This window comes from Motilimonas eburnea, from assembly GCF_021295345.1.
In the GTDB taxonomy this organism is placed as follows: domain Bacteria; phylum Pseudomonadota; class Gammaproteobacteria; order Enterobacterales; family CBDFNC01; genus Motilimonas; species Motilimonas eburnea.
In genome coordinates this window covers 43,376-68,522 of record NZ_JAIMJB010000004.1, presented here as the reverse complement: position 1 = coordinate 68,522, position 25,147 = coordinate 43,376, and the positions used below count along the sequence as shown (strand labels likewise).

Annotated in this window: 22 protein-coding genes; 15 read left to right on the top strand and 7 right to left on the bottom strand. The window is 46.8% G+C overall.

The annotated features are described in order from the left end of the window. The first annotated feature begins 44 nt into the window (after positions 1-44). From K6Y21_RS05185 to K6Y21_RS05175, 3 genes are all read left to right on the top strand, one after another. Positions 45-1,190 (top strand): efflux RND transporter periplasmic adaptor subunit, encoded by a 1,146-nt coding sequence (locus tag K6Y21_RS05185; protein WP_233070714.1) that lies wholly within the window; start codon positions 45-47, stop codon positions 1,188-1,190. A gap of 12 nt (positions 1,191-1,202) precedes the next feature. Next, complete coding sequence (locus tag K6Y21_RS05180) at positions 1,203-4,325, top strand: efflux RND transporter permease subunit (protein ID WP_233070713.1); 3,123 nt, start codon at positions 1,203-1,205, stop codon at positions 4,323-4,325. Positions 4,326-4,450: 125 nt separating this feature from the next. Then, positions 4,451-5,995 (top strand): methyl-accepting chemotaxis protein, encoded by a 1,545-nt coding sequence (locus tag K6Y21_RS05175; RefSeq protein ID WP_233070712.1) that lies wholly within the window; start codon positions 4,451-4,453, stop codon positions 5,993-5,995. Here the strand turns inward: K6Y21_RS05175 and msrQ are convergent. Both msrQ and msrP read right to left on the bottom strand, forming a co-directional pair. Beyond that, positions 5,975-6,595 (bottom strand): protein-methionine-sulfoxide reductase heme-binding subunit MsrQ, encoded by a 621-nt coding sequence (gene msrQ, locus K6Y21_RS05170; protein ID WP_233070711.1) that lies wholly within the window; start codon positions 6,593-6,595, stop codon positions 5,975-5,977. The genes K6Y21_RS05175 and msrQ overlap by 21 nt on opposite strands. Before the next feature lie 15 nt (positions 6,596-6,610). Beyond that, complete coding sequence (msrP, locus tag K6Y21_RS05165) at positions 6,611-7,609, bottom strand: protein-methionine-sulfoxide reductase catalytic subunit MsrP (protein WP_233070710.1); 999 nt, start codon at positions 7,607-7,609, stop codon at positions 6,611-6,613. Positions 7,610-7,818: 209 nt separating this feature from the next. On the opposite strand from msrP, the gene prfB reads away from it, so the two are divergent. The 3 genes from prfB (at position 7,819) to K6Y21_RS05150 (ending at position 11,317) form a co-directional block, all read left to right on the top strand. After that, a protein-coding gene (prfB, locus tag K6Y21_RS05160; protein ID WP_233070867.1) for a peptide chain release factor 2 occupies positions 7,819-8,917 on the top strand; the annotation gives its coding sequence in 2 pieces (ribosomal slippage) (positions 7,819-7,893 and positions 7,895-8,917; 1,098 coding nt in all). An 18-nt stretch (positions 8,918-8,935) separates the two neighbouring features. Continuing rightward, a complete protein-coding gene (lysS, locus tag K6Y21_RS05155; protein ID WP_233070709.1) occupies positions 8,936-10,471 on the top strand; it encodes a lysine--tRNA ligase in 1,536 nt (511 codons plus the stop codon). Between the two features lie 117 nt (positions 10,472-10,588). After that, complete coding sequence (locus tag K6Y21_RS05150; protein ID WP_233070708.1) at positions 10,589-11,317, top strand: sulfite exporter TauE/SafE family protein; 729 nt, start codon at positions 10,589-10,591, stop codon at positions 11,315-11,317. A gap of 66 nt (positions 11,318-11,383) precedes the next feature. Here the strand turns inward: K6Y21_RS05150 and K6Y21_RS05145 are convergent, their stop codons facing one another. Further along, the gene (locus K6Y21_RS05145) at positions 11,384-11,629 is read right to left on the bottom strand and encodes a YecH family metal-binding protein (protein WP_233070707.1); all 246 of its coding nucleotides are present in this window, start codon (positions 11,627-11,629) and stop codon (positions 11,384-11,386) included. A gap of 571 nt (positions 11,630-12,200) precedes the next feature. Between K6Y21_RS05145 and K6Y21_RS05140 the strand changes: the two genes are divergently transcribed. Continuing rightward, positions 12,201-12,551, top strand: coding sequence for a hypothetical protein (locus K6Y21_RS05140; protein WP_233070706.1), 351 nt, complete (start codon positions 12,201-12,203; stop codon positions 12,549-12,551). Positions 12,552-13,116: 565 nt separating this feature from the next. Here K6Y21_RS05140 and K6Y21_RS05135 read toward each other — a convergent pair. From K6Y21_RS05135 to K6Y21_RS05125, 3 genes are all read right to left on the bottom strand, one after another. Then, positions 13,117-14,112 (bottom strand): transposase, encoded by a 996-nt coding sequence (locus K6Y21_RS05135; RefSeq protein WP_233070705.1) that lies wholly within the window; start codon positions 14,110-14,112, stop codon positions 13,117-13,119. Between the two features lie 78 nt (positions 14,113-14,190). Further along, positions 14,191-14,580 carry a hypothetical protein gene (locus K6Y21_RS05130; RefSeq protein ID WP_233070704.1) on the bottom strand — a complete coding sequence of 130 codons (390 nt, stop codon included), beginning with the start codon at positions 14,578-14,580 and terminating at the stop codon, positions 14,191-14,193. Between the two features lie 145 nt (positions 14,581-14,725). Continuing rightward, positions 14,726-15,355, bottom strand: a complete 630-nt coding sequence (locus K6Y21_RS05125; protein WP_233070703.1) for an MBL fold metallo-hydrolase — start codon at positions 15,353-15,355, stop codon at positions 14,726-14,728. A 239-nt stretch (positions 15,356-15,594) separates the two neighbouring features. On the opposite strand from K6Y21_RS05125, the gene K6Y21_RS05120 reads away from it, so the two are divergent. After that, positions 15,595-16,977 (top strand): PhoH family protein, encoded by a 1,383-nt coding sequence (locus K6Y21_RS05120; protein WP_233070702.1) that lies wholly within the window; start codon positions 15,595-15,597, stop codon positions 16,975-16,977. Positions 16,978-17,132: 155 nt separating this feature from the next. Next, on the top strand, positions 17,133-17,423 hold the full coding sequence (locus K6Y21_RS05115) for a PilZ domain-containing protein (protein WP_233070701.1): 291 nt from the start codon (positions 17,133-17,135) through the stop codon (positions 17,421-17,423). A gap of 67 nt (positions 17,424-17,490) precedes the next feature. Here K6Y21_RS05115 and leuA read toward each other — a convergent pair whose 3' ends face one another. Continuing rightward, entirely contained in the window at positions 17,491-19,053 is a 1,563-nt protein-coding gene (gene leuA / locus K6Y21_RS05110; protein ID WP_233070700.1) for a 2-isopropylmalate synthase, read from the bottom strand. A 359-nt stretch (positions 19,054-19,412) separates the two neighbouring features. On the opposite strand from leuA, the gene K6Y21_RS05105 reads away from it, so the two are divergent. From K6Y21_RS05105 to ilvN, 6 genes are all read left to right on the top strand, one after another. Further along, on the top strand, positions 19,413-20,063 hold the full coding sequence (locus K6Y21_RS05105; protein ID WP_233070699.1) for a TetR/AcrR family transcriptional regulator: 651 nt from the start codon (positions 19,413-19,415) through the stop codon (positions 20,061-20,063). Between the two features lie 210 nt (positions 20,064-20,273). Next, positions 20,274-20,789 carry a phosphatase PAP2 family protein gene (locus tag K6Y21_RS05100; protein WP_233070698.1) on the top strand — a complete coding sequence of 172 codons (516 nt, stop codon included), beginning with the start codon at positions 20,274-20,276 and terminating at the stop codon, positions 20,787-20,789. Then, a complete protein-coding gene (locus tag K6Y21_RS05095) occupies positions 20,789-21,892 on the top strand; it encodes an MJ1255/VC2487 family glycosyltransferase (RefSeq protein ID WP_233070697.1) in 1,104 nt (367 codons plus the stop codon). Before K6Y21_RS05100 ends, K6Y21_RS05095 begins: the two co-directional genes overlap by 1 nt. Before the next feature lie 162 nt (positions 21,893-22,054). Then, complete coding sequence (locus K6Y21_RS05090; protein WP_233070696.1) at positions 22,055-22,210, top strand: hypothetical protein; 156 nt, start codon at positions 22,055-22,057, stop codon at positions 22,208-22,210. A 484-nt stretch (positions 22,211-22,694) separates the two neighbouring features. Then, a complete protein-coding gene (locus tag K6Y21_RS05085; protein WP_233070695.1) occupies positions 22,695-24,413 on the top strand; it encodes an acetolactate synthase 3 large subunit in 1,719 nt (572 codons plus the stop codon). After that, a complete protein-coding gene (gene ilvN / locus K6Y21_RS05080; protein WP_233070694.1) occupies positions 24,413-24,907 on the top strand; it encodes an acetolactate synthase small subunit in 495 nt (164 codons plus the stop codon). The genes K6Y21_RS05085 and ilvN overlap by 1 nt, the downstream gene beginning before the upstream one ends. Positions 24,908-25,147 lie beyond the last annotated feature (240 nt).

Below are 25,147 nucleotides of genomic sequence, written 5' to 3'. Positions count from 1 at the left end.
TTATTTCTTTTTGATTTTATTTATCATTTTCCCTAGGAGTATTTATGTGGCAAATAGCTAAAGTTGCCTTCGCCCTCGGCTTGACTGTGGTGCTGAGTGCTTGTGATAAAAGTAACGCCACCCAGGAAACACCGAAAGACGTTCCACCTGTTGCCGTCAGTGTGCTTGATATTGTGGCGATTGAACAAGATATTAGTGTTGAATTACCCGGTCGCAGTAAGGCTTTTTTAGTTGCAGAAGTGAGACCACAAGTAAGCGGGATCATTATTGAACGCTCGTTTGAGGAAGGGTCAAACGTTACAGCGGGACAATCTTTATATCAAATTGATTCAGCTACATATAATGCCGAGCTAGTGAGCGCAGAGGCCGATTTAACGAGAGCCAATGCCAAGCTTGCATCTGCAAAAGCTAAAGCGGCGCGCTATCAGGCCCTAGTAAAGAAAAACTCGATCAGTAAGCAAGACTATGACGAAGCACAAGCGGCCTATAAAGAAGCGTTAGCCGATGTGACGGTAGCGAAAGCGGCCATTAATACGGCTCAAATCAACCTTGAATATACTAAGGTGAAAGCGCCGATTTCAGGACGCATTGGCAAATCTAATGTCACGGCGGGTGCGTTAGTCACGGCCAACCAAACGCAAACCTTAGCAACCATACAACAGCTCGACCCGATTAATGTGGATATCGTCCAATCCAGTGCCCAGTTGTTGCGCTTGAAAGCCAAGCTTAAAGAAGGTCAATTAAAAGCAACGGATAACGCGAGCGTGACATTAGTGCTAGAGGATGGCAGTACTTATGATCATGCTGGTACCTTGCAATTTGCGGAAGTGAGTGTTGATGAAAATACCGGCTCAGTGACATTACGCGCTGAGTTTCCAAACCCAGATGGGATTTTATTGCCCGGTATGTATGTTCGCGCCATCTTAAATACGGGCAGTGATCCGCAGGCGATTATGGTGCCACAAAAAGCCATCACCCGTAATTCGAAGGGGCAAGCGGTTGCTATGGTCGTAGGGGCCGATAACAAGGTTGAGCCTCGCGTTGTTACCACGGCCGAGGCTATCAATAACGAGTGGCGTATTACCAGTGGTTTAAATGCGGGCGATAAACTTATTGTGGAAGGGCTACAAAAAATTCGCCCTGGCGCAGTGGTCAATCCAACGCCTCTCTCTGATTCAGTTGCCCAATAATAAGGTTATATCATGGCTCGATTTTTTATCGATCGCCCCATCTTTGCTTGGGTGATCTCAATTTTAATCATGCTGGCGGGTATTTTAGCCATTAAGGGATTACCAGTCTCTCAATACCCGAGTATTGCGCCGCCGACGATTGTTATCAGTGCGTTTTATCCCGGTGCATCGGCAAAGACCATGGAAGACACGGTAACCCAAGTTATCGAACAAAGGATGACAGGGTTAGACCATTTACGTTATATCTCTTCCACCAGTGATAGCTTCGGTAATGCGCAAATTACCTTAACGTTTAACGCCGAGGCGGATGCCGACATTGCGCAAGTACAAGTGCAAAATAAGCTGTCCTTAGCCATGCCTTTGTTACCTCAAGAGGTGCAAAGCCAAGGGGTAGATGTAGCCAAATCCAGCTCGGGCTTTTTGATGGTCGCGGCGTTTGTGTCTGCCGATGGATCGATGGATAAAAATGACGTCTCGGACTACGTGGCCTCCAATATTCAAGATCCACTAAGCCGTGTGGCTGGGGTCGGTGAATTACAGCTATTTGGCGCCCAATATGCGATGCGTATATGGTTAGACCCGTTAAAGCTAACCCAATATAACCTAACTAGCCTAGATATCATGGCCTCTATTCGTGAGCAAAATGCTCAGGTGTCAGCGGGTCAGCTAGGGGGCTCACCTTCGTTACCGGGCCAAGAATTGAACGCCACTGTGTCAGCGCAAAGCCGGTTACAAACGGTTGAGCAATTTGAACAAATCATTGTAAAAGCGGACACTTCTGGGGCTAAGGTTTACTTACGTGATGTGGCACGCGTTGAATTAGGCGCAGAGAGCTATGCCGTAGAGTCATACTATAACGGTATGCCAGCGTCAGGCTTGGCGGTTAAATTGGCAACCGGTGCTAACGCCCTTGATACGGCTGAACTGGTAAAAGCCAAATTAGCAGAAATGAAGCCGTTCTTCCCGCAAGGCCTAGAGGTAAAATACCCCTATGACACCACCCCGTTTGTGGAAAAGTCCATTGAAGGGGTTGTGCACACCTTAATTGAGGCGGTCGTACTGGTGTTTATCATCATGTACTTGTTCCTTCAAAATTTCCGCGCCACCTTGATCCCAACCATCGCGGTACCTGTGGTTTTGCTGGGTACGTTTGCCATTTTGTCGGCAACGGGCTTTTCCATTAACACCTTGACTATGTTTGCCATGGTATTGGCCATCGGCTTACTGGTTGATGATGCCATCGTGGTAGTGGAAAACGTGGAGCGGGTAATGCAAGAAGAAGGGCTCCCCCCTTTGGAAGCCACGCGTAAATCCATGGACCAAATAACCGGTGCCTTGGTGGGCATAGGTTTAACCTTATCGGCCGTGTTTGTGCCTATGGCCTTTATGACAGGCTCGACCGGGGTTATTTACCGTCAGTTCTCGATTACAATCGTATCTGCAATGGCCTTGTCGGTGTTTGTCGCCATGGTCTTAACACCGGCTTTGTGTGCCACCATGTTAAAACCCATTCCAAAAGGTCATGGTCATATTCAAACCGGCTTTTTTGGTTGGTTTAACCGCAGCTTTGATAAGTTAACTGCCCGTTATGAGTCGACGGTTGCCGGGATCCTCAAGCGTTCACTACGTGTGATGCTGTTGTACTTGGCCTTTGTTGGGGTGGTGGCGTGGCTGTTTTTGCGCATGCCCACCGCTTTCTTGCCGGATGAAGACCAAGGGGTATTGTTTACTCAGGTGATCTTGCCGACTAACTCGACTCAAGAAAGCACCATCGACGTGCTGAAGAAGATTGATAAGGTGTTTCTTGAAGATGAAGCTGCCAGTGTGGAGTCGGTGTTCAGTGTCGCAGGTTTTAGTTTTGCGGGTAGCGGTCAAAACATGGGCCTGTCGTTTGTTAACTTGAAAGATTGGGCAGAGCGTGATGCTCCTGGATTAGACGTTAAGTCAGTTGCAGGGCGAGCAATGGCGAGCTTTTCACAAATTAAAGAAGCCTTTGTATTTGCTTTTGTGCCGCCTGCGGTGATTGAGTTAGGCACGGCTAACGGTTTTGATTTTTATCTGCAAGATAAAAACGGCCAAGGTCACGATGCTTTACTGGCCGCGCGTAATCAATTACTGGGCATGGCGATGCAAAACCCAAATCTAGTGGGTGTGCGTCCTAATGGTCAGGAAGATGCGCCCATGTACGAAATAAATGTGGATCACGCTAAGCTTCGTGCTCTGGGCATCAATATCAACGATGTTAACAGTGTGCTTGGTACGGCATGGGGCGGTGCTTATGTGAATGACTTTATTGATCGCGGTCGCGTCAAAAAAGTCTACATGCAAGGTGAGGCACAGTATCGCATGCAGCCAGAGGACTTAGACTCTTGGTATGTGCGTAACAGTAACAACGAAATGGTACCATTTTCTGCCTTTGCCACCGGACAATGGGACTTTGGCTCACCTCGTCTCGAGCGTTTTAACGGCTTACCGGCCATGAACATTCAAGGTGGCACCGCGCCGGGCTACAGCACAGGTGATGCGATGGCAATCCTTGAAGAAATGGTACAGCAGTTGCCACCGGGCTTTGGCATTGAATGGAATGGCTTATCATATGAAGAGCGGCTGTCGGGTAACCAAGCGCCATTTCTATACGCCCTTTCGATCCTCGTGGTGTTCTTAGTCTTAGCAGCACTCTACGAGAGTTGGTCGGTACCCTTCTCGGTTATTTTGGTTGTGCCTTTAGGTATCATTGGGGCGCTATTGGCGATGCAAGGGCGGGGGTTACCTAACGACGTATTCTTCCAAGTCGGCTTGTTAACCACGGTCGGCCTTGCCACTAAAAACGCCATCTTGATTGTGGAATTTGCTAAGGAATTCTATGAAAAAGGCGCAGGATTAATCGAAGCGACCTTACACGCAGTGCGCGTTCGTTTGCGTCCTATTTTGATGACATCTCTCGCCTTTGGTTTAGGGGTTGTGCCTTTAGCTATCAGTAGCGGCGTTGGCTCAGGTAGCCAAAACGCCATCGGTACCGCGGTGTTAGGGGGGATGATGAGCTCTACCTTCTTAGGCATCTTCTTTGTGCCATTGTTCTTTGTCATAGTGGAAAAAATCTTTAGTAAACGCGAAAGACAAAAAACTACGCCTTAGTCATGTGTTAAATGCGTAACACCACAAAGCCCAGCCGATGCTGGGCTTTATCGTTTAAAGTATCAACATTAACTAAATTAGGTCTATGCTTTATCTAGGAACGCGTGTTTTGACGAGGGTGGACTATGGCAGAGCCTAAAATTGCGGGTGCTGAAGTGACGTTCGGCGCTGATGAACAGTTAGTGTCGACAACGGATCTCAGAGGCGTGATCACTTACGCAAACCCTATCTTTTGTGAGGTGGCTGGCTTTAGCGCTCAAGAGCTTAATCAGAAAAACCACAATATTGTGCGTCATCCTGATATGCCCTCAGCGGCATTTGCCGACTTATGGGGGAATTTAAAAGCAGGTAAGCATTGGCGAGGCATGGTGAAAAACCGTTGTAAAAACGGTGACTTTTATTGGGTGGATGCTTATGTTACCCCCATAATAGAGCAGGGTAAGGTAACGGGATATCAGTCGGTAAGGGTATTACCCACTCAGCAACAAAAAGCATCAGCCAACCGGTTATACCAAAGGATCAATGAAGGTAAAGCCTTGCCTTGGCACCTATCTGAGCACGCCAAAGTAAAATGGTCTATTTTGACTCTACTCTTGTTGGCGTTATTGACTTTACCCCTGTGGTTATCTGGCGCGAGTCTAAGTGGCGTCAACTTGGTGCTTATCTTGCTGCTGGCCCTTACCCTCAAGGCTGAGTTAGTCGATACGCCGACGTTTATAGCGCAGTTAAAGCGGCAAAATGACAGCGTTTCCCGTCATGTCTTTGCTGGCTTTGGCCCTGTGTCGGTGATCGAATTTAGCTTAGGTTTGCTGGCCGCCAAAGTGCGCACCATATTAGGTCGTACTGCCGATTCGGCCAAACAGGTAAGATCCGTTGCCGATGCCTTATCTAACACCGCACAGCACAGTGCCCAGTCAATCGAAAAACAATCGTTTGAACTGCAGCAAGTGGCCGCCGCCATGAACCAAATGTCCACGGCAACGGCGGAAATTACTCAGACCATAGTGAGCAGTGGTGAGCGTATCGCAGTAGTTAATCAGCATTGTCAAGGCACTCAAATCCAAGTGGAGCAAACCAATACCACAATAAGCTCCCTTGCGGATCAAATGGCTGCATCAGCTGATTCTGCACCCACTCTGGTAGCCGAAGCCGATAAAGTCAGTGATTTAATGAATGAAATCTTAGGGATCGCGGATCAAACTAATCTGCTCGCATTGAATGCCTCGATTGAGGCGGCAAGAGCGGGTGAGCAGGGCCGAGGTTTTGCTGTGGTGGCCGATGAAGTAAGAAACTTAAGCACACGAACTCATAAGGTCACGGAAGAAATCGGCAGCTCAATTCAACTGATGCAAAAGAAACTTCATCAATGGCAGCAAGATATGTCAGCCGGCGCACAAGCGGCGCAGCAGGCTCTGGAAACCAGTGGATCGAACAAACAAATGATAGAAGAAATTGGCGAGCAGATGAATGCGCTTTCGGATCTGGCCATGCAAATATCGGCCGCGAGTGAGCAACAAGGCGCGACCATTGAAGAGGTTAATCGCAATATTAATAACCTAAATGATGGCGCCAATGAGAATGTGAAACTAGCCAATGAGGTGAATGAAAGCCTAGCTGGCCTGAAGTTAAGTGCGAAAAAACTCACCCAGTTAGCCGATACCTTTGGTTAAGGGCCAGTGCAACAGCTTTCTATAGCGTAGCAGCAAGAGTAGCAGGGCCAACAAAATATAGATGCTGGGCTCAGTGAGGCCAGATCTAACCGACCAGTAGTAATGGACTGGCACTAGGATGGCAACCAAATAAACCCAGTTGTGCAAACGTTGCCAATGTCGGCCCATGCGTCGCCTTAAGTGATTAAATGAGGTGATCCCTAAAGCGATAAGAATCATCAGCGCTAACGCACCCAAACTAATATAGGGGCGCTTAATTACTTCACTGAGCAGCAAATCCACTCGACCAATCAAGTCCAGCCACCAAAAAATGCCGACATGGATAAGGGCATAGGCTAAACACCACAATCCTAATAGACGCCGTGTTTGCAGTAAAAAGCCCCATTTCATTGCTTTTGCTAATGGGCTAACGCACAGGGTTATTAAGAGTAAGTTAAGGCCGCCTTTACCGGTGAAATGGGTTAAGTATTGCACCGGATCGCCGCCTAATTGCTCCGTATAAGTTTGCCAAGCAAGCCAGCAAAGTGGTGCGGCGGCAGCCAAATGCAGCAGGAGTTTGAACTGTGATATATGTTTTACCAGCCAAGTTTTGATTATCAACGACTTGCTCCTGTGTTAATAAAACTTTCTCAGATCCATCCCCTTGTAAAGGTGAGCAACCTCATCACCATAGCCATTAAACATCAAGGTATCGATCCGCTCGGCGCGAAAGGCATCGCTAATGCGCCGTTCACTGGCTTGGCTCCATCTTGGGTGGTCAACATAGGGGTTCACATTGGCATAAAAACCGTATTCGTTGGGGGCTAACACCTGCCATGTGGTTGGTGGCTCTTTTTCGGTCAGGGTGATTTTGACAATACTTTTAATGCTTTTAAAGCCGTATTTCCAAGGCACGACAAGGCGAATGGGGGCGCCATTTTGTGCCGGTAAGGTTTTGCCATAAAGACCGACCGAGAGTAAGGTCAGTGGGTGCATGGCTTCGGCGATAGTGAGTCCTTCGACATAAGGAAAAGGGATGCCACCACCAAAACCGCGTGACGCTTGGCCCGGCATCCGCTCTGGATCGTAAAGGGTTTGAAACGCAACGTATTTAGCCTTTGAGGTAGGCTCAACGCGCTTAAGCAAATCAGCCAGCGAAAAGCCGAGCCAAGGGATCACCATAGACCAAGCTTCAACGCAGCGCAGACGGTAAATGCGCTCTTCAATGGCATGTTGTTTGAGCAGCGATTCCATATCAAAGGTTTGTGGCTTAGCCACTTCCCCGTCAACTTGTATGGTCCAAGGCTCGGGGTTAAATGCCTTTGCATAATGGGCAGGATCGCCTTTGTTGGTGCCAAATTCGTAGAAGTTATTGTGGGTGGTGACCTTACTTTCTGGCGTAAGCGCTTCATTAAGGTTGTTGGGTACTTTTTTACTAATATTGAGGGGCTTGGGCTGATAAACCGCTTGCTCAGGCACATCGGGCTCATCTTCAAACAAGCCAAAAAAGCCGGCATTGGCGGTACTTGGCGCTAGCGCACTACCCGCAATCAAGCCTGACGCCTTGATGATTTGGCGGCGGTTTAAGTAGACCGACTCTGGGGTGATTTCACTACTGTGAATTTTATTGGACATATATCGCCACGCTAATTTGATGTGATGCTGTTAACAATAGACCGTTGACTGAGTGATTTACTTTCATCTTGGTCGAATTTTTAAGTTTTACGTAGTGAGGCGAAAAAAGATCCTTTCTCGTTAAGGATTTTGTCTAAAGTGGCTGTCTATTGATGTCGCTTTCAGGTAAAATTTTGCGCCTATTTTTTAAAACCAATTCGAGTAAAACCATGTTCGAAGTCAATCCAGTAAATAATTTAATTAAGGAGCTGTCTGAGCGGACTGAGCTTCTTAGGGGGTACCTTTGACTACGAGGCTAAGAAAGAACGCCTTGAAGAAGTATCCCGCGAACTAGAAGCGCCAGAAGTTTGGAATGAGCCTGAGCGTGCTCAAGGGCTGGGTAAAGAGCGCAGCAGCCTTGAAGCCGTGGTTGAAACCATCGATACCATGGAAGCCGGCCTCGAAGACGTGGCTGGGCTAGTTGAACTGGCCGTTGAAGCGGAAGACGAAGAAACCTTCAATGAAGCCAAAGCCGAACTAGCTGATTTGGAAGCCAAATTAGAAGTGCTGGAGTTTCGTCGTATGTTTTCTGGCGACCATGACGCCAGTGATTGTTACTTGGATTTACAAGCTGGCTCTGGTGGCACCGAAGCCCAAGACTGGGCCAGCATGTTACTGCGCATGTATTTACGTTGGGGCGAAGCCCATGGCTTTAAAACCGAGCTGATTGAAGTCTCTGAAGGTGAAGTAGCGGGCATCAAAAGTGCCACTATTCGCTTTCAAGGTGAATATGCTTACGGTTGGCTACGCACCGAAACCGGCGTGCATCGCTTGGTGCGCAAATCGCCATTTGATTCCGGCGGCCGTCGCCATACGTCATTTGCTTCGGCATTTATTTACCCTGAAATTGACGACAATATCGCCGTGGATATTAACCCTGCTGATTTACGCATTGACGTTTACCGTGCTTCGGGCGCGGGTGGTCAGCACGTCAACACCACCGAATCAGCGGTGCGGATTACCCACGTGCCCACCAATATTGTGGTGCAGTGTCAAAACGACCGTTCGCAGCATAAGAACAAAGATCAGGCGATGAAACAACTTAAGGCGAAGTTATACGAGTATGAGCTGCAAAAGCAAAACTCAGAAAAACAAGCCAATGAGGACAATAAGTCTGATATCGGTTGGGGAAGCCAAATCCGCTCTTACGTATTAGATGATTCGCGCATCAAAGACCTGCGCACAGGGATTGAAAACCGCAATACCCAAGCGGTACTCGACGGTGATTTAGATAAATTCATAGAAGCTAGCTTGAAATCTGGCCTTTAATAACTTTGAGAAGCACACATGACTGAACAAGTACAAGACGAAAACAAACTGATTGCAGAGCGACGCGGCAAATTAGATCAGATCCGCGAAAACTGCCCAGCCAATGGTCACCCGAATGACTTTGACCGTGAGCATTATACGGCGGATTTACAAGCGCAATACGGTGAGCTAAGCAAAGAAGAACTCGCCGAAGCGGGCCATGAGGTAGCTATTGCGGGTCGTATTATGGCTAAACGGGGTCCTTTCCTTGTGTTACAAGACATGAAAGGCCGCATTCAAGCTTATGCCGACAAAAATGTGCAAAAAGAGCTAAAAGCCAAGTACGGTCAACTGGATATCGGTGACATTATCGGTGTTAAAGGCCCATTGCATAAGTCTGGTAAAGGCGACTTGTACGTGGATATGGCGCAATACCAATTGCTCACTAAGTCACTGCGTCCATTGCCTGAGAAGTTCCACGGCTTAGCTGACCAAGAAACTAAGTACCGTCAGCGCTACATCGATTTAATGATGAGCCAAGAAACCCGCGATACCTTTAAGATCCGCTCTAAAGTGGTTGACGGTATCCGCCGTTTCCTAACTGAACGTGACTTCATGGAAGTGGAAACACCTATGTTACAGGTGATCCCAGGCGGTGCGAGTGCGCGTCCATTTGTGACTCACCACAATGCCTTAGATATCGATATGTACCTACGTATCGCACCTGAGCTATACCTAAAGCGTTTGGTTGTGGGCGGTTTTGAGCGCGTGTTTGAAATCAACCGCAACTTCCGTAACGAAGGCTTAAGCGTACGTCATAACCCTGAATTCACCATGATTGAATTCTACCAAGCGTATGCCGATTACAAAGACCTGATGAACCTAACGGAAGATATGCTGCGCACCCTAGCGCAAGATATCCTCGGCACTACCTCGGTTGTTAACACCAAAAAAGATGCCGAAGGTAATGTGGTTGAAGAAGTGGTTTACGAATTTGGTCAACCTTTTGCGCGTATCTCTATGGCTGATGCAGTGCTACAGCACAACCCTGAGTTTGACGAAGCCGTGATCCGCGACCCACAAGGTCACTTTGAGCAACTAAAAGCTTACGCGAAACAAGTCGGTGTTAAGTTCCCTGAAAACCCAGATGTATGGGGCCCAGGTCGCGTATTGTGTGAAATCTTTGAAGAAACCGCTGAGCATCTATTGATCCAGCCAACCTTCATCACCGAATATCCATGGGAAGTGTCGCCACTGGCACGTCGTAACGACGAAAATGATTTCATTACCGACCGTTTTGAATTCTTTATTGGTGGTCGTGAACTGGCTAACGGTTTCTCTGAGCTTAACGATGCGCAAGACCAAGCCGAGCGTTTTCGCAAGCAAGTGGAAGAAAAAGATGCCGGCGATGATGAAGCCATGCACTACGATGAAGACTACATTACGGCACTGGAATTTGGCTTGCCGCCAACAGCGGGCCAAGGTATCGGTATCGACCGTTTAGTGATGATCTTCACCGACAGCCCATCAATCAAAGACGTATTATTGTTCCCGCATATGCGTCCACAAGCATAAGCGAAATAGCCTTATCTGAGTCATGCTGTGGCTAACTTAAGCACAGCTTGATTGTAAAGATATGCCCCGAGTAGCCTTGGTTGCTTGGGGCTTTTTGTTTATTTAAGGTAATTAATAATGGAAAGTGTGTTTTCGCCCGAGATCCTGCTGGCCATGGCTGTGATCATCATGGGCTCGTTTATTCAATCGGCCACCGGCTTTGGCTTGGCCATCGCAACCGCGCCTATATTGATTTTTATTTCCATTGATTATGTGCCTGCGCCCATCACCATCATTGGCCTGATTTTGTCGCTGTTTAATGCTTGGCAATATCGCCAGAACTTCTCATTGCAAGGTTTACTCTATGCGCTGGTGGGGCGGGTGCCGGGCTCCTTGGCCGGCGGTGTGGTGCTGCTTTGGGTCAATAGCGCTCAGCTCACCTTGCTTATCGGTTTGTCGGTGATGGCCGCTGTGCTCATTAGCTTGTTGCCGGTTAGGATCCAGCCCACGCCAAATCGCTTAGCCGTGGCGGGATTTTTTTCCGGCCTGTTTGGCACCAGTGCTGGCATTGGTGGGCCGCCCATGGCCTTGTTGTTACAACACGCCGAGGCGAATGCCATTCGCGCCAATCTTTCTGCCTTTTTTGTGGTCAGCTCAATTTTGTCGTTACTGGTTCAGGGCGGCGCAGGCTATTTAAGCTGGCATCATGTTGAGTTGACCCTGCCGCTGATCCCCGCTTGTATGGCGGGGTATTACCTAGCGCGAAAAACCAATCACCTGTTTTCAAAACAGCAGATCCGTTATATGTCGTTAACCCTGTGCAGTGTCTCGGGTGTGTCGGCCGTGGTTAGCTATTGGTATGTTTAGGTGAGTTAGAAGAGATTAAAACAAATACGACAGCCGTGAGGGCTGTCGTTGGGTTATTAGAAGTGCTTAATGATGTGAACAGCAGTGGCCCGGCGCTTTTTTAAACTCGGTCTCGCTGCCTTCAAACTTGCCTTTGTGCTTTAGAAACTCAATGGCTTCTTGCGCACTCATACCTTGAACCTTACAGCTGCGATACTTAGCATCGGCGCCAAATGCTTGATGTAATGCCGTGGCTAACGTCTCGTTAGTGTAAGTGGCTTGAGAAGCTTCCATCAGGTTTAAAATATCGTGGACGTGAACGCTATTACTCATGCTGTTATCCCCAAAATTGCAATAGCGACAAAATCGCATAAACGAGATCTGTTCGCAATAGGGGTTTACCTTAGTCATGATTTGCATCAATTTTGGTGGGTGGCCGAGGCTCGGACAAGTAGCATGCAATCGGCTGAGTGGGTTCACTGAGTATTCGACATTGAACTTGCGGCTACCTAATAATCAAAATAAATAGCCGGCTTGGCATAAGCTGGCATCATCGCGTCATTTTGAATATAGCTCTGTCTGTGGCAGGTCGTTTAGCATATTATGTTCAGGCTATTTTGGTGGGTGTCCGCTATTTAGTCTAGTGGTCGATGCTGCATAAAAAAAGCGCGACGCACGCAGCGGCTGGTGACATGGTAGTAAGGCGTCGATTCAGGGCAAATCAACTGCTCGTGAGATAAAGTCATGGCCACATCCTGCTCAATAAGTGGTTTATTAACTATGGCTCAGAACGTGAGTTAGCGCAAAAAGAGATGGGTGTCCTGTTACTCTGATATGTCAGCAGAAATTGCTTTATCGAGTTCTTTGTATGTGCCTAAAGGCCCGTTGAAATAAGGTAAATAAGATGGATATTGCAATAGACTTTTCGGTTTTCATCCCAGAAGCATACGCTAGTATATCAGGTAAAGTGTGGGTTGCTGAAGTGCCAAAAAAAGGAGAGGTAGTAGTGCTCTCAAACGATTCACTGCCACTAGGAGAAGGGTCCGTTGGCCATTTAGAACTTACAGTTATTGATGTAATTGAAATTATAGGGGTCGATTCCGCTTCAAATTTGTTTTGCCTTGAGGATCTAGAGTTGTCACCTGACATAGCTGATGCAACTCTAAGTTTTTTTGAAAACAATTTAGGGTTGTATGTGGATAGATTTCGGGCGCAACAAATACCGACAACAAATAACGGACAGCCATCTAAATAAACAAGCTATTTGATGGCGCAAAAAGGCAGCGAAAAAGGCTAGGTCTGCTTTAGATATTCGCCTCTGACTCATTAATGGATGGAAGGTTAGGCTAACATGTTATTAGAAATACCTAGTCTTGAGTTGATGTGTGATTTTTAGGTGTGAACAATCCTGCCTGTTAAGCAAGTTACGTAGTTAGTTTGTGCAGCTGGAAAATATTATCCAAATCCACTCAGTCGGTTACATGCTGCTTGGCCGCGGGTCCAGCAGTGGCCTGCTCGGATGCTATGTGCGGTGAGGTGTTCCCAGCTGCCTGCAGCGCTACCAAAGCTACGGCTAAAATGACTGACAAGTCAACAAATAACGGACAGCCATCTAAATAAACAAGCTATTTGATGGCGCAAAAAGGCAGCGAAAAAGGCTAGATCTGCTTTAAAGATTCACTGCTGATTCATTAATGGATGGAAGGTTAGGCTAACATGTTGTTAGAAAGACCTAGTCTTGAGTTGATGTGTGATTTTTAGGTGTGAGCAATCCTGCCTGTTAAGCAAGTGATGCAGTTAGCTTATGCAGCTGGAAAATATTATCCAAATCCACTCAGTCGGTTACATGCTGCTTGACCGCGGGTCCAGCAGTGGCCTGTTCGGATGCTATGTGCTGTGAGGTGCTCCCAACTGCCGGCAGCGCTGCCAAAGCTACGGCTAAAATGACTGACAAGTTGCAGCCAGCTATCTTGCTCTATGCCCAGCTCTTGCAAAAGCTTTGGTTGATTTGCGGGAATGTAACCACGCTTATCATCACGAATGGCGCGTCCTGTCCAGTCTACTAATTGCAGATACTCTTCAAAATAGAATGGGATTTCATGGGGTTGGCGTACATCAAATTGGCGCTCAAAGGGTAACAGCTCGGATTTGGTTACCTGATGGGCATCTTGTTTTGCTTTAAATTGCTGTATGCGCTCATAAATCGAGGTGAATTCTTGCTCTTCGATGTGCTGGCAGATATCGGCTCGTATTGGATTTAAATCGACATAAGCCATGCAGGTCAGTAGCGCTTTCTCATCCAGCAAGGCTTGGCTTTTAAATCGCCCTTCCCAAAAATGGCCCTTGCACTTGTCTTCTTGGTTGGCTCTGCGGGCGATATCTTCGTTTAAACAACGCATAAACCAGCTGATGTCCTTAAGGCGGCTGCGCCATTTTTCTATCAGCTCTGCAACGACTTCTTGCTCAGCAGTGCTTTGCTCTTTCCCTACTCTCCAATCATCTACCAACATGGGCATAGCAAACAATTGCTGCCAGCGCTCCACGACGTCAACATCCGATAAATCACGGTTATCAGCTAAATTAATGTGTAGTATCAGGTGGTAATGATTACTCATAATGGCGTAAGCACAGATATCTATGGTAAAAATACTGGCGAGTTGTTTAATTTTATCCAGCAGCCAAGGCTTACGATGTTCGTAACTTTGCTGGGTGTAGTGGTCGATGCCGCATAAAAAAGCGCGACGCACGCAGCGGCTGGTGACATGATAGTAAGGCGTTGATTCAGGGCAAATCAACTGCTCGCGAGATAAAGTCATGGCCACATCCTGCTCAATAAGTGGTTTATTAACTATGGCTCAGAACGTGAGTTAGCGCAAAAAGAGATGGGTGTCCTGTTACTCCATGGTGAGGTGTTCCCAGCTGCCCGCAGCGCTACCAAAGCTACGGCTGAAGTGGCTGACAAGTTGCAGCCAGCTATCTTGCTCTATGCCCAGCTCGTGCAAAAGCTTTGGTTGATGGGTGGGGATATAGCCACGCTTATCATCATGAATGGCTCGCCCTGTCCAGTCTACTAATTGCAGGTACTCTTCAAAATAGAACGGTATTTCATGGGGCTGGCGTGAATCAAATTGACGTTCAAAAGGTAACAGCTCGGATTTGGTTACCTGATGGGCATCTTGTTTTGCTTTAAATTGCTGTATGCGCTCATAAATCGAGGTGAATTCTTGCTCTTCGATGTGCTGGCAGATATCGGCTCGTATTGGATTTAAATCGACATATGCCATGCAGGTGAGTAGCGCTTTCTCATCCAGTTTACAACCCACTTATTGAGCAGGGGGGGAGCTTCCCTTTACCACGCAAGCCGTTAACCTCTACGCAGCAACAGTTGCATACTTGATGCTAAGAAAAAGCATGCAACTTGCATAACCCTTAAAAAATAAACGGATTGGTTTTCTTCTCTTTGCCTATGGTAGATTTAGGTCCGTGGCCGCTGACAAATTCCATGTCATCGGGCAGCACCCAAAGTTTGGTTTTGATGGCACTGATTAATTGATCGTGGTTGCCCATGGGGAAGTCGGTACGACCGATTGAGCCTCTAAATAGCACGTCGCCAACTAGGGCTTGGTTGCTGTTATGGTCAACAAACACCACATGACCTGGGGTGTGGCCGGGGCAATGGAGCACTTGTAATTCCACTTTACCAAAGGTCACTGTGTCGTCTTGCGCTAGCCAGCGGTCGGGGGTGAACTTAGTCACTGGGCCAAAGCCAAACATTTGGCTTTGCATGGCAAAACCATCAATCCAAAAGATGTCGTCTTTATGTGGCCCTTCGATGGGCACGTTTAAGGTAGTGGCTAGGTTGTGAGTACCCGCTGCGTGATCTAGGTGGGCATGAGTGATCAAGATTTTTTCAACCTCAACCTGTTCTTCTTCAATGGCTTGCAGAATTTGGTCAACATCACCGCCGGGATCGACAACGGCGGCCTTGTTGGTTTGCTCGCAAATTAATAGGGTGCAGTTTTGTTGAAATGGGGTGACAGGAATAATTCGAATACGCATGGTGTGAGTCCTCATCTTTTGCGGTTATTCTACCTAATATGAGATAAATGAAAATGTTGGAGCGCAAAAACAAGCCGGAGTTGGCAATCTTGGTTAATTTGATTGACCAGTCATAAAAATGACATCAATGTTTGGCTAGAGTAGGGATTCATCAACTAAGCTGACAGTATGGCTCCACGCGATTGGGCTGCCACTGGGTTTAGTTCAGCGCCGTTTATTGGAGCGTAAGGAGAGTGCCTATGGCGAACCGCGATCAATGTAAATACTTTATTCTCGATACCAATGTGTTACTGCATGAACCCCTCGCAATTTATTCTTTCCAAGAGCATAACGTAATTATCCCCATGACCGTGTTGGAGGAGCTAGACCGCATTAAAGACAGGCAAAAGGATGTGAGTCGCGATGCTAGGGTGGCCATTCGCGCCTTAGAAGATATCTTTAAAGATGCAACGCCAGAAGAAATCATTGAAGGTGTTGCCTTGTCAAAACTGGAAGAGGCTGAAACGGGCCGAATTAGTATTTTTGCCGATCATAATATGGCCACGAACTTGGCGGTATTTACCGAAGACGAGCCGGACAATCGCATTATAAATGTGGCGTTGAGGTTACAGCAAAGCAAGGCGCCAGCGGCCGTGGTACTGGTGACCAAAGACATTAACATGCGTTTAAAGGCCAAAGGGGCAGGCTTAAAACTGGTTGAGGATTACCGCACTGACCAACTGATTGATGATATTAATTTACTGGCAAAGGGCTTTAGGCAGCTCAGCGGCAGCTTTTGGGATCAAGTTGAAAATTGCGACACCACCACGGATGGCCGAGACACTTGGCATCAAGTCGATGAGACCATTTTAGAAAATACCTATATCAATGAATACCTGATTGATGAAACCAAGCTGTTTGCGGCAAAAGTGGTGGGCCATGAAGAAGGCAAGGCGCGTTTACTTGATTTAGGCCGCGATAGGTTGCTGTCGCGCCATGCGTGGGGAATACACCCAAAAAATGTCTATCAGGGCATGGCCCTTAACGCACTACTTGATCCTAATATCGATCTCGTGATTTTAACCGGCCCAGCGGGCTGTGGTAAAACCTTGCTAGCCATGGCCGCCGCCCTTGAATTAGTGATTGAAAAGGGCATTTATGACAAGGTGATAGTGACGCGAAATACCCCTGATATTGCTGAAAATATCGGCTTTTTACCGGGCACAGAAGAAGAGAAAATGATGCCTTGGCTGGCCGCGGTGACCGATACCTTAGAGGTACTACACAAAAATGATGAATGCCCCAATGGGTCATTAGATTACATTATGGAGCAGGCCAATATTCAATTTAAATCGGTCAACTTTATGCGCGGTCGCAGCATTCAAAACTCCTTTGTGTTGCTCGATGAATGTCAAAATTTAACCGCATCTCAGCTAAAAACCATTATTACCCGCTGCGGGGAGGGGACTAAGTTAGTTTGCTCGGGTAATTTGGCGCAAATTGACAGCAACTATCTTACCCCGGTGACGTCGGGCTTAACTTATATTGTTGAGCGTTTTAAACACTTTGAAGGCAGCGCCAATATTTACCTCAATGGTGTGGTGAGAAGCCGCTTGGCTTCGTTTGCAGAGGAAAACCTTTAACTTTCAGACATGGCCCAATATGTTGGGCCATTTAACGGCTTTTTTTATCCTTCTCGCAAACTTCAAGCAAGGTTTGAGATATTTCTTGACCCGAGTGGTGTGGTGATTCACTTTTATCAATAGTCAATAGAATAGAGCAGGTGTAAGGAGCTTATGTGATCACGCCCATTAATGACCGCCGTGCGTTTCGTCGTATGGCTATTGAGTCGCCGTTGCAGATACATTTTAATGGCCAAACCCGCCAAGGGGTTTGTTTGGATTTAAGCGCCACGGGGATGTCGATTGAAGTTGCTGATTCGGTTTATCAAGTTGGCGATGAGATTGAAGTGCATCTTGGCCAAGGCACGGCCACCGCGCCGCCATTAAGCGGTAAAGCCAATATTATTCGTATTTCTGCTCAAGGTGATAAATCTGTGTTAGCGGTTGAGTTAACCGAGCTTAAATAAACCCAGAGCAAGCCACACTAAAAAGGGGCTAAATGCCCCTTGTTCAATGTTTAAATAAATACACCCGCTAGACTTGGTCGTTGATTTCCAGTCTTGCTTGTTTTTTCTCTTCTACTGCTTGGGCGCGATAAATATGGTTCAGTACGTGAACCATGGCCAGCGCAGACGACTCGATAATATCCGTTGCTAGACCGATACCGTGGAATTTACGGCCTTGATAACGGGCCACGATATCCACTTGGCCGAGGGCGTCTTTACCTTGGCCCTTAGATGAGATTTTGTAGTCGTCGATGCTGATATCGTAACCGGCAATGCGGTTCAGACATTGGTACACGGCATCAATGGGGCCATTGCCCGTCGCGGCTTCAACCATGTGATTATCTTCACCCATGCCTAGCTTCACGGTGGCCGTTGCCAGCACGCCAGAGCCGGATTGCACGCTGAGGTAATCAAGGTGATAGTGCTCTGGCTCTTCGTGAATATTATTGAAGAAAACCAGTGCTTCTAAATCATAATCAAAGACTTGGCCTTTTTTGTCGGCCAGTTTTAAAAAGTCTTCGTAAAGGTCGTCAAGCTTGTAGTCAGAATCCGTGTAGCCCAGTTGCTCCATTCGGTGCTTGATCACATGGCGGCCGGAGCGAGAGGTTAAATTAAGGTTGTTTTGGGTTAAACCTATGCTCTCTGGGGTAATGATTTCATAAGTGTTTTTCGACTTAAGCACACCATCTTGGTGTATGCCTGATGAGTGGGAAAAGGCATTATCGCCCACGATGGCCTTATTGGGCTGGATTGGCATATTACACAACTGGCTAACCAGCTGGCTGGTGCGATGAATTTCGGTCGGTTTAATGTTGGTGTGCAGGCCAAGTTGATCTTTACGGGTGTTTAAGATCATGGCGATTTCTTCAAGGGAGCAGTTACCCGCGCGCTCACCGATGCCATTAATGGTACATTCGATTTGTCTTGCGCCGTACTGTACTGCCGCAATTGAGTTAGCTACCGATAACCCCAGATCGTCGTGACAATGCACCGAGATCACGGCTTGGTCAATGTTAGGCACGCGATTAAACAAGGTTTGAATGATGCCGCCAAATTCACTGGGTACGGTGTAACCCACGGTATCAGGAATATTAACGGTCGTGGCACCGGCTTTGATGGCCGCTTCAACCATACGACATAAGTTGTCGATAGGCGTGCGCCCCGCATCTTCACAGGAAAACTCAACATCGGGGGTATAATTTTTAGCGTGTTTAACCGCCTTCACTGCCATTTCTAACACATCGTCAAAGCCGCGGCGTAATTTGCTTTCAACGTGGATGGTGGACGTTGAAATAAAGGTGTGAATACGAAACCGCTCGGCCACTTTTAGGGCTTCACCCGCGGCATCGATATCCTTGGTGAGCGCACGGGCGAGGGCACAAGGCACACTGGTGGTGAGCTGGCCTGCAATGGTTTGTACTGATTTAAAATCACCTGGCGAAGAAATAGGAAAACCCAGCTCCATCACATCAACACCAAGGCGCTGCAGGGCAAGGGCTATTTGCAGTTTTTCCTTAACCGTTAGGCTCGCGGCAAGGGCTTGCTCACCGTCACGTAACGTGGTGTCGAAAATGATCACTTGATCTGTCATAAATCTTCCCTCGTAAATTGCCACAGCATCATTAATGGCTGTTTGGCTTTATTATAATCTGTTCACTTGGTTGTGGCCGATGTTGTTAAGCCAAGATGGCAGGTAACCGACCTGGTGCTTGGTTACTGCTAAAAGAGTGTGGCTTAACAGTATGGATAGATACGTTTTTTTAGCTAGCGAGTCAAGTTTATCACTGCCTGTTCTAAACCGGTAGCCACAGGGTTAGGGGTTTTATTTGGGTGATAGGGATAGGTGTAATTGCCTATACGTAACGTGATGTTCATTTGATAATCTCACGTTAATGTGATTTTTGTTCTATTTTTAATGCATGGCTCATCACTTTATAGGAGATGGTAGAAATGGCAGCACTTAAGGAACAGTATGTGGCTAAACGTAAACCGGGTCGACCAGAAGGCGCTTCTGATACCCGAGATATGTTATTACAAAGCGCTCGTCATTGTTTTGTCAGTGAAGAATACCGTAAGGTGACAACTCGTGCGATTGCTGAGCATGCGGGCACGAATTTGGCCATGATCCATTACTATTTCGGTAATAAGGAAAACCTCTACCTGACCATGCTGTCGGAGACCTTAAAACCTTTTGATGATGATTTAAGCCGTCGTCTTGCTCAACCCGAAAAAAATAACTTGGCCGATGTGATAATGGCCTTTTATAAAACCATGGCACGCTTTCCGGAGTTTCCTCCTTTACTGATGCGAATTATGCAAAATGAATCTGAAGTGGGGCAAAGCTATCTTAATACGTTTCTGCGTGAAGGCATTTTACCTCGCTTTCAACGCATGTTGGCCGATCTGCAACGCAGAGAGCAAATTGATCCGGCTCTTGATTTAGCCAAGTTACAAGTTGTGCTGTTGAGCTTAATGGTTCACCCCTTTACCATGCCTAACTACTTTGGTCTTCATGATGATAACGACCCCAAAGGCAAAGACTTTATGGCGTTAGGTGAATTTGTAGCGAGCTTTGCATTGCGTGCGGTGGCGGTAAAATAGCCTTGATTGTTACGCAATTTGGCGTCCCTGCGTCATCCCCTCTTTTTCGTTTCTTATACACTAAGCCAAGGGCATCGACTTGGCTTTATTGGTTTTGCTGACTGAGTCCGCACTCGCCTGAACAATGTCATCAATATGCCCTAGTTTCGTCACTTTACTGTCATAGCTTGTTTCTACTATTGAGTAAATTGATAGAAATGTGGGCTGTGGATGAAATTACAAGGCATTGCAGCAATCGATTATGCGCTTTCTAACTACTGCTTAGCGCACCGATTCAACCGCCAAGTTGCGTTTATTTGCAAAGGTATTTCTCGTACTGGCGATGGTCATTTGTATTTTTTACTTGGCTTATTGTTGTTGTGTTTCGAGCCCAGTGCGGGAACTGAATTTTTTAGCACATGCTTAGTCGGCTTTGCTGTTTGGCTGCCGATTTATATGTTGCTAAAGCGGTTGTTCAAGCGTAATCGACCCACTAATTTACCTTGTTTTATTAAACCCTCTGACCAATATAGCTTGCCTTCTGGGCACAGTGCGGCTGCCTTTTTAATGGCAACAGAGCTGGCGTGGTTTTATCCCCCTTTATTCTCTTATGTGTTTATTTGGGCGAGTGGCGTGGCGATATCACGGGTGTTATTAGGGGTTCATTTTGTCAGTGATATTTTGGTTGGGGCTGGGTTAGGTGTTGGATTTGCCTATTTCACTTTTTGGCTTACTGGAGCATTTTAATGCGGATTCTTTACGGCGTGCAAGGCACGGGAAATGGGCATATCACTCGGGCTCGAAAAATGTCGAGAGCCTTACATGAAGTTGGCTTAGAAGTTGATTACTTATTTACTGGTCGAGCGCCAGATGCCTATTTTGATATGGCTACGTTTGGAGATTATCGCACTTTTACAGGCCTGACCTTTAATTCTGCTAACGGCAAGATCAATCCTGTCAAGACGTTATTAGAAAGCCGGCCAAGGCAACTCTTTAGTGATATTAACCAGCTCAATGTGCAAGATTACGATTTGGTTCTCAATGACTTTGAGCCTGTTTCGGCTTGGGCTGCCAAGCGTAAGGGTGTGCCGACTATTGGTTTGTCTCATCAAAATGCCTTTCGGCATCAGGTGCCGAAAGTGGATTTTAATATGGCCAATGCTTTGCTAATGAAGTGTTTTGCTCCAACTCAACACCCCATTGGTGTGCATTGGTATCACTTTGGTTGTCCTATTTTGCCCCCGATAGTTGATATGCTGTCCAGTGACCAGCAAGTTGAAAACAAAATACTGGTTTACCTACCTTTTGAATCACTGAGCCAGGTTGTCGATTTATTACGTCGCTTCTCTACGCATCAATTTTACTGTTACCACCCTGATGCCAAAAACCAGCAAGTCGAGAACGTGACCATCCGCCAGCTGAGCCGAGAAGGGTTTCAACAAGATCTGCATGATTGTGCGGGGGTGATTGCCAATGGCGGGTTTGAGCTGCCTTCCGAAGCGATGCAACTTGGTAAAAAAATGTTGTTAAAGCCATTACATGGTCAATTTGAACAGCAATCTAATGTGGCAACCCTAGAAATGATGGGGTTGGCGACGAAAATGCACGGTTTAGAGCAAGCAGAGGTTGCAGCTTGGTTGCCCACTGAAAGTGCTGGGAAGGTGCGCTTTCCTGATGTGGCCAAGGCTCTTGCTCTTTGGATCAAGGGGGGCCGAGAGCAACCTTTTCAGCAGCTTGTTGATACCTTATGGTGTGCTACGGTTTTCCCGGAAAATGTATTGGACCAATTGCCAGAACAAGGGGCGAATAAATCGGCCTCCTTAGCTTGGGATATCGCGCTACGAGGCTAAGAAGTGCTTTAAACATGGCTAAATGTAACGCAAGGCTTTTCTTAGTGGATAAGATTATCACTAAAGCTTAAAAGGTTATAAGGTGCAAGGCATTAAGCATGGCAAGTTGAGCAGTATGTGCCATTCTTTAAGAGGTATCATTGAGTCAAATAGGGGTGCTTTATGCAATTTAGTAATGAAAATGGCGAAGTAATGACGTTAGCTGATAACCTCACATTGCAAGAGCTTCGCGATATGGGCGTGAGTATTTCAGTGTCAGAAGAGTTAGACCCAAACCATTCCATTTGGTTATCAGAGCCCGAAGTGCCAGAGCAATGAGCCTGAGGGAAGATGAGGTGCAATGAGTGGCTGTTGGGTGAATGATTAGTAATGAATGTTAATTAAGCCATGTTGGCTTAGCTTTAAGTGTTGAGCTGTTTTAGCCAAGCTTTATTAGCTAAGCAGTATTCGCCAAATAGTATGCGTTATTCCATGTCAATTGTTCACTCGCTGGTTTGTTACAATTGAATACATATGTCTGATAAGGGCCCTTTCGGCCCTTTCTTTTTTCTTCACGTTCCACCTTTAAAGCAAGGGCTTACGTAGTGAGGTCTAGGAAAGTGCGCGCTGAGTGTGGCTGGTTGACCTCTGATATAGAGCGAGAGCGGGTTTATAATTAGTTACTTTTTGTGGCTAAATATTAAAAAAGCATAGACGTGTAAAGGAAAAAATTATTACACTGGCGAGCACTATTGCCATTTGATCCTTATCAAAGGCCTCAATCTATTTATCAAGTAAATCATAAACTCAGACGGGAGGGCTTATGGAAATGTTGTCGGGTGCTGAAATGGTGATCAGATCATTGCAGGACGAGGGCGTAAAACATATTTTTGGGTATCCGGGTGGATCAGTGTTGGATATCTATGATGCGCTATTTCAATGCAGCGATATTGAGCATTTTCTCGTTCGCCATGAGCAGGCCGCGGTTCACATGGCTGATGGCTATACCCGTGCGACAGGTAAAGTGGGCTGTGTGTTAGTGACATCAGGGCCAGGCGCCACTAACTGTATCACTGGGATTGCGACCGCCTATATGGATTCGATTCCTATGGTGGTGCTTTCGGGTCAGGTGCCGACGGGGTTCATCGGTGATGATGCGTTCCAAGAAACCGATATGATAGGGGTTTCTCGTCCTGTGGTTAAGCACAGCTTTTTGTGTAAAAAGGCTGAGGATATTCCCGTTGCCATTAAAAAAGCCTTCTATTTAGCTGCCACTGGGCGCCCGGGGCCTGTGGTCGTGGATTTACCTAAAGATGTGCAAAATCCTAAGTTAAAATTTCCTTACCAGTACCCTGAATCGGTACAGATGCGCTCATATAACCCAACATTAAGTGGGCACAAAGGGCAAATCAAACGCGCGGTTAAAGCTTTGATGGCGGCTAAACGTCCGGTGTTGTATGTAGGTGGTGGTGCAATCAATGCAGAAGCTTCGGCGGATGTGATCCAGTTAGCCGAACAATGTAATTTGCCCGTGGCAACCACCTTAATGGGCTTAGGTGCATTTCCGGGGACGCATAAGCAGTCTTTGGGCATGCTGGGTATGCACGGCACTTATGAAGCCAATATGGCGATGCACAACTCAGATCTTATTTTTGCAGTGGGCGCGCGCTTTGATGATCGCGTGACCAACGCGGTCGATAAATTCTGTCCTAATGCCACCATCATGCACATAGACATAGATCCTACCTCGATTTCGAAAATCATTAACGCAGATATCCCGATTGTCGGCTCAGTTGAAGTGGTTCTGCGTCAAATGCAAGAAATGATGACGGAAATGGATGCGGCAAAAGAGCAAGAAGATTTAGCGCCTTGGTGGCAGTTGATTGACACTTGGCGTGCTCGTGAATGTTTGGTTTATGAAAAGTCTGACAAGGTGATCAAGCCTCAGCAAGTGATTGAAACCCTTTATAAAGTGACTAAAGGCGATGCCATTATCACCTCAGATGTGGGCCAACACCAGATGTTTGGTGCCTTGTATTACCCATTTAAAAAGCCGCGCCAATGGATCAACTCAGGTGGGCTTGGCACCATGGGTTTTGGTTTCCCTGCAGCGATGGGCTGTAAAGTAGCGCTGCCTGACGAAGAAGTAGCTTGTATTACCGGTGATGGCTCAATCCAAATGAATATTCAAGAGTTGTCGACTTGTATGCAATACAACATCCCAGTGAAGATCATTTCATTGAATAACCGCTCATTGGGTATGGTGAAACAATGGCAGAAGATGTTCTACGAAGGTCGTCAATCCCACTCTTACATGGATTCGGTGCCTGACTTTGTTAAGCTTGCCGAAGCTTATCATCACGTGGGTATTCGCGTGGATAAGCCCGAAGAGCTTGAGCCCGCACTTGAAAAAGCCTTTGCCATGAAAGACCGTTTGGTATTTCTTGATATCGCGGTTGATCCTGAAGAGCATGTCTACCCGATGCAGATTAAATTTGGCAGCATGCAAGATATGTTTTTAAGTAAAACGGAGAGAACCTAATGCGCAGTATCCTGTCTATCTTAATTGAAAACGAAGCCGGCGCATTATCACGAGTGGTAGGACTGTTTTCGCAGCGCGGTTATAACATTGAATCGCTAACCGTGGCGGTGACCGATGATCCTACCTTATCACGGATGACCATCACCACCCACGCCGATGAGCGTAAAATTGAGCAGATCCTTAAACAACTGCATAAGCTGGTGGATGTGCTCAAGGTGTGTGAGTTAACCGACGGCGCTCATATCGAGCGTGAACTGATGCTGGTGAAGGTGAAAGCAACAGGAGCGAAGCGTGATGAAGTGAAGCGGAATGCTGATATTTTCCGCGGCCAGATTGTGGATGTGACTCAAAGCGTCTATACCGTGCAGCTCAGTGGAACCACAGAAAAACTCGATGCGTTTATTGCCGCACTCGGCGAGGCCACAGAAATCGTTGAAGTGGTTCGCTCTGGTGTGTGTGGTATTGCACGTGGTGAGCGCGCCTTGCGCCCTTAGTCGTTTTTTCTAAAGGGCGGATACAAGTGTTGAGCCAAGCGATATAGCTTGGCTTTTTTGTGCGCCTTAAATAAGTTGGTTAGTTTCACTAATGTAATTGGTTAATTTAGCCAAGGTTATGGCGCATTTACAGGTTAAGTATTTTTACCTTTTAATTATCAATGTGTTGCGAATCGTTCAATGTTGGCCTAGTTCTTGATACATCAGGTTGAATGATGATTAAGTGTCAGTGGAGGCAAT